The sequence below is a fragment of the Lysobacter enzymogenes genome, from assembly GCF_017168095.1.
Taxonomy (GTDB): domain Bacteria; phylum Pseudomonadota; class Gammaproteobacteria; order Xanthomonadales; family Xanthomonadaceae; genus Lysobacter; species Lysobacter enzymogenes_D.
This window is the reverse complement of record NZ_LXSD01000538.1, coordinates 1-4318: the sequence shown is the minus strand read 5'-3', so window position 1 is coordinate 4318 and position 4318 is coordinate 1. Positions and strand designations below refer to the sequence as shown.

General features: G+C 71.6%; 3 protein-coding genes. All 3 read left to right on the top strand.

The features are described 5' to 3' along the window. Window positions 1-409 precede the first annotated feature (409 nt). The 3 genes from A7A76_RS21455 (at window position 410) to A7A76_RS21445 (ending at window position 4278) form a co-directional block, all read left to right on the top strand. Entirely contained in the window at window positions 410-2422 is a 2013-nt protein-coding gene (locus A7A76_RS21455; RefSeq protein WP_206413212.1) for an acetyl/propionyl/methylcrotonyl-CoA carboxylase subunit alpha, read from the top strand. 324 nt (window positions 2423-2746) lie between these two features. Continuing rightward, window positions 2747-3370: a hypothetical protein gene (locus tag A7A76_RS21450; RefSeq protein WP_206413211.1), complete on the top strand. Its 624-nt coding sequence runs from the start codon at window positions 2747-2749 to the stop codon at window positions 3368-3370. Next, window positions 3367-4278 carry a hydroxymethylglutaryl-CoA lyase gene (locus A7A76_RS21445; RefSeq protein WP_206413210.1) on the top strand — a complete coding sequence of 304 codons (912 nt, stop codon included), beginning with the start codon at window positions 3367-3369 and terminating at the stop codon, window positions 4276-4278. Before A7A76_RS21450 ends, A7A76_RS21445 begins: the two co-directional genes overlap by 4 nt. Window positions 4279-4318: the final 40 nt, after the last annotated feature.

Here is a 4318-nt window from a genome sequence, read left to right as displayed (position 1 = left end):
ACACAGGCCATCCATGGCCTGGGTGGCGCACGGCGCGCATCGTGCGCGCCGCCCTTCGGGTCTGCATTTGCCTGTGGCGAGTTCGGGGCGGCGGGGGGAGCGAAAAGCGAGGGCACGCGTTTGAGGGGGTGAGTTGAAGGCAACGGCGATCGTGCGCTTGTGGGCCACTCAATGGCATGCATCTCATCGGCTGCGTCGTCTCGCGCAACACCACACCGTATGGCGCATCCGTTCCACCGCCAAACTGCCTAATCGGGTCGGCGGTCGCGCAAACGGCGCCTTGCGCGGTCGCCATGAGGCGACAGCCGCGCCCGCATCGGCGAAAATCCCCCTATCGCGCCGGTCCGCCGCCGCGGCGGTTCGTCTTCCCTTCCACGCGCGCGTGCGCGCACCGACCTGCGAAGTGCCCATGTTCGAGAAGATCCTGATCGCCAATCGCGGCGAAATCGCCTGTCGGGTGATCCGCACCTGCCGCACGCTCGGTATCAGCACCGTCGCGGTGTATTCCGAAGCCGACGCCGATGCCCAGCACGTGCGCCAGGCCGATGAGGCCTATCCCATCGGCGGGCCGCGTCCGGCCGAGAGCTATCTGCGCGGCGATGCGATCCTCGAAGTCGCCCGCCTCAGCGGCGCGCAGGCGATCCATCCGGGCTACGGCTTCCTCAGCGAGAACGCCGATTTCGCCGACGCGGTCGAGGCCGCCGGCATCGCCTTCATCGGCCCCAAGGCCGCCTCGATGCGCAAGATGGGCAGCAAGGCCGGCGCCAAGGAGCTGATGCAGGCCGCCGGCGTGCCGGTGGTGCCGGGCTATACCGGCGAAGACCAGGATCCCGCCCTGCTCCAGCGCGAGGCCGACCGCATCGGCTATCCGCTGATGATCAAGGCCGCCCACGGCGGCGGCGGCAAGGGCATGCGCATCGTGCGCGAGGCCGGCGAGTTCGCCGCCAACCTGGAAAGTTGCCAGCGCGAAGCGCGCAACGCCTTCGGCCGCGACCGGGTGCTGCTGGAGCGCTACGTCGAGCGCCCGCGCCACATCGAGATCCAGATCTTCGGCGACAACGACGGCCAGGTGATCCACCTCAACGAGCGCGAATGCTCGGCCCAGCGCCGCTACCAGAAGGTGCTGGAAGAATCGCCCTCGCCGTTCCTGAGCCCGCAGCAGCGCGCGCAGATGGGAGCCGCCGCGGTCCAGGCCGGCCACGCCATCAATTACGTCAACGCCGGCACGGTCGAGTTCATCGTCGGCCAGGACGGCGCGTTCTACTTCATGGAAATCAATACCCGCCTGCAGGTCGAGCACCCGGTGACCGAGCTGGTCACCGGCCTGGACCTGGTCGAATGGCAGCTGCGCGTGGCCGCGGGCGAGCCGCTGCCGCTGGCGCAGGACGCCATCGTCCAGCGCGGCCACGCCATCGAGGTGCGCCTGTACGCCGAAGACCCGGAAGCCGGCTTCCTGCCCGGCTCGGGCAAGCTCGAGCGCCTGCGCCTGCCGGCCGCCGACGCGCACGTGCGCCTGGATTCGGGCGTGATCGAAGGCGACACGGTGACGATCTTCTACGACCCGATGATCGCCAAGCTGATCGTGTCCGACAGCGACCGCCCGCGCGCGCTGGCGCGGCTGCGCGCGGCGCTGGCCGACAGCGAGATCGCCGGGCCGAAGTCGAACATCGAATTCCTCGAGCGGCTGGCGCGGCATCCGGCGGTGGTCGAAGGCAGCATCGACACCGGTTATCTCGACCGCCATCTCGACGAATTCATGCCGGCCGCGACCGCCGACGCGGCCGCCGACGCCGACCTGCTGGCCGGCGCCGCGGTCGCGGCGCTGCTGGCGCAGGAGCGCGACACCCGCATCGGCGCCGCCGCATCCAACGACCCGACCTCGCCCTGGGCCATCGCCGACGGCTGGCGCCTGGGCCACGGCGGCCGCCGCAGCCTGGCGTTCGCGCGCCGCGACCAGCGCCTGGAACTGTCGGCGCACGGCAGCGCCGGCGATTACCGCATCGACGGCCTCGGCGAGGCCGCGGTGGACGTGCGCGGCGCGCGCCTGGACGGCGACGAGCTGAGCCTGCGCATCGACGGCCGCATGCGCCGCCTGCGCACGCTCGGCGACGGCGCGCGCGTGGTCGTGCACGACGGCGAACGCCGCCTGCGCCTGGACGCGGTGCCGGTGTACCGCCACGAAAGCGCCGCCGCCGGCGGTTCGGGCCACAGCGTCAACGCGCCGATGCCGGGCCGCGTGGTGGTGGTCAAGGCCGCGCCGGGCGACAGCGTCGAGGCCGGCCAGGAAGTGATGGTGATCGAGGCGATGAAGATGGAGCTGAGCCTGAAGGCGCCGCGCGCCGGCGTGATCGCCGAGATCCGCGCCGCCGCCGGCGACTTCGTCGAGGCCGACGCGGTGTTGGCGACGCTGGAAAAAGCCTGACGCTGCCGGCGCGGGCGCCGCGCAGGCGCGGCGCCGAGGGTCTGGCGCCTTCTACTCGCAGGCGCTCCCAGGCGTTCGATTCCGCACCGCTGCCGACGCGGCCCGAACCCGGCGTTCTCGCCGACGCGATGCGCAGGCAATTGCGCGCGCACCCCGAGCTGTTCCCCGGCGCGCAAAGCGCGACCGCCTACCGCTTCGAACGCCTGCCCGCGACCGCGCCCTGAGCGCGCCGCGGCCGCGCCGGCTACGACCCGGCCGCGGCCGGATCGCAGTATTCTTTGCCGTTAAGGACGTTTGTTCCCTCTTGTCCGGCCATCGCCCGCCATGAACCTGTCGCTCCCGCGCCTTCGCGCCCGTGTCCTGCCGCGGCTCGGCGCCGCGACCGTGCTCGCCTGCCTGACCCTGATCGGCGGCTGCGTCGCCTTCGAGCGCGCGCCGGTGGCCGAATTGCGCTGCGACCCGGATCTGGCCGGCGCCTGGACCGTCAAGGCCGGCGGCAACCTCAGCAAGACCGTGCGCATCGACGCGCAATGCCACACCGAAGACTGGCCGGGCATGAACGACAAGCCGGTGGCGCTGGACCTGACCGGCTTCGCCATCGGCCAGGACCGCTACATCGCGCTCACCCCCGAACAGGCCCAGCGCGCCATCGGCGCCGACGCCGGCAGCCTCACCGCCACCGCGCCCAAGGGCTCGGTGTTCCTGGTGCTGTACCGGCTCACCGCGAACGGCCTGGACGCGTGGCTGCCCGACTCGCAGCGCGCGATCGACGCGATCGCCCGCGGCCAGCTCGCCGGACGCAAGCTCGACGACCGCTTCGCCCTGGTCCAGGGCGATCCCGAGCAGCTGCGCGATACCCTCGCGCAACGCCTGCATCTCTTGTACGACACCGACAGAAAGGCCATGGTGTTCGAACGCGCCAAGGCCGCCCGCCAGGATTCCCCATGAGCCAGCCCTTGCCCTATCCCGCCAGCGTGCGCATCGTCGAAGTCGGCCCGCGCGACGGCCTGCAGAACGAAAAGGCGCAGATCGCCACCGCCGACAAGATCGCCTTGATCGACCGCCTCTCGGCCACCGGCCTGCGCAGCATCGAGGCGACCAGCTTCGTCAGCCCCAAGTGGGTGCCGCAGCTGGCCGACGCGGCCGACGTGTTCTCCGGCATCCGGCGCAAGCCCGGCGTGCACTACCCGGTGCTGGTGCCCAACGAACAAGGCTACGAACGCGCGCGCGCGGTCGGCGTGGAAGAGATCGCGGTGTTCACCGCCGCCTCGGAAGCCTTCAACCAGAAGAACATCAACGCCTCCATCGACGAATCGCTGCAGCGCTTCGCGCCGGTGATGGCGCGCGCCAAGGCCGATGGCGTCGCGGTGCGCGGCTACGTCTCCACCGTGCTCGGCTGCCCCTACCAGGGCGAGGTGCCGGTGCGCGACGTGGTGCGGGTGGCGCGCGCGCTGCACGAAATGGGTTGCTACGAGATTTCCCTCGGCGACACCATCGGCGTCGGCACGCCGGGCAAGGCGCGGGCGATGTTCAAGGCGGTGGCGAGCGAAGTGCCGGCGGCGGCGCTGGCGGTGCATTTCCACGACACCTACGGCCAAGCGCTGTCGAACATCCTGTCGTGCCTGGAAGAAGGCGTGACGGTGGTCGACTCGGCCGTGTCCGGCACCGGCGGCTGCCCCTACGCCAAGGGCGCCAGCGGCAACGTCGCCAGCGAGGACGTGGTGTACATGCTGCACGGCCTGGGCATCGACACCGGCGTCGACCTGCCCGCGCTGGCCGAGACCGGCCGCTGGCTGGCCGCCCTGCTCGGCCGCGAGACCGGCAGCAAGGTCGGCAAGGCGCTGGCGGCGGCGTGAAGCCGGACGCGCCCGCGGCCGACAGCGACCGCGGCGCCGC

What these genes read in the sequence shown, in the direction of transcription:
- A7A76_RS21450 (WP_206413211.1), top strand. Translation starts at nt 2,747, where the DNA reads ATGAACCTGTCGCTCCCGCGCCTTCGCGCCCGTGTCCTGCCGCGGCTC.
- A7A76_RS21445 (WP_206413210.1), top strand. Translation starts at nt 3,367, where the DNA reads ATGAGCCAGCCCTTGCCCTATCCCGCCAGCGTGCGCATCGTCGAAGTC.
- A7A76_RS21455 (WP_206413212.1), top strand. Translation starts at nt 410, where the DNA reads ATGTTCGAGAAGATCCTGATCGCCAATCGCGGCGAAATCGCCTGTCGG.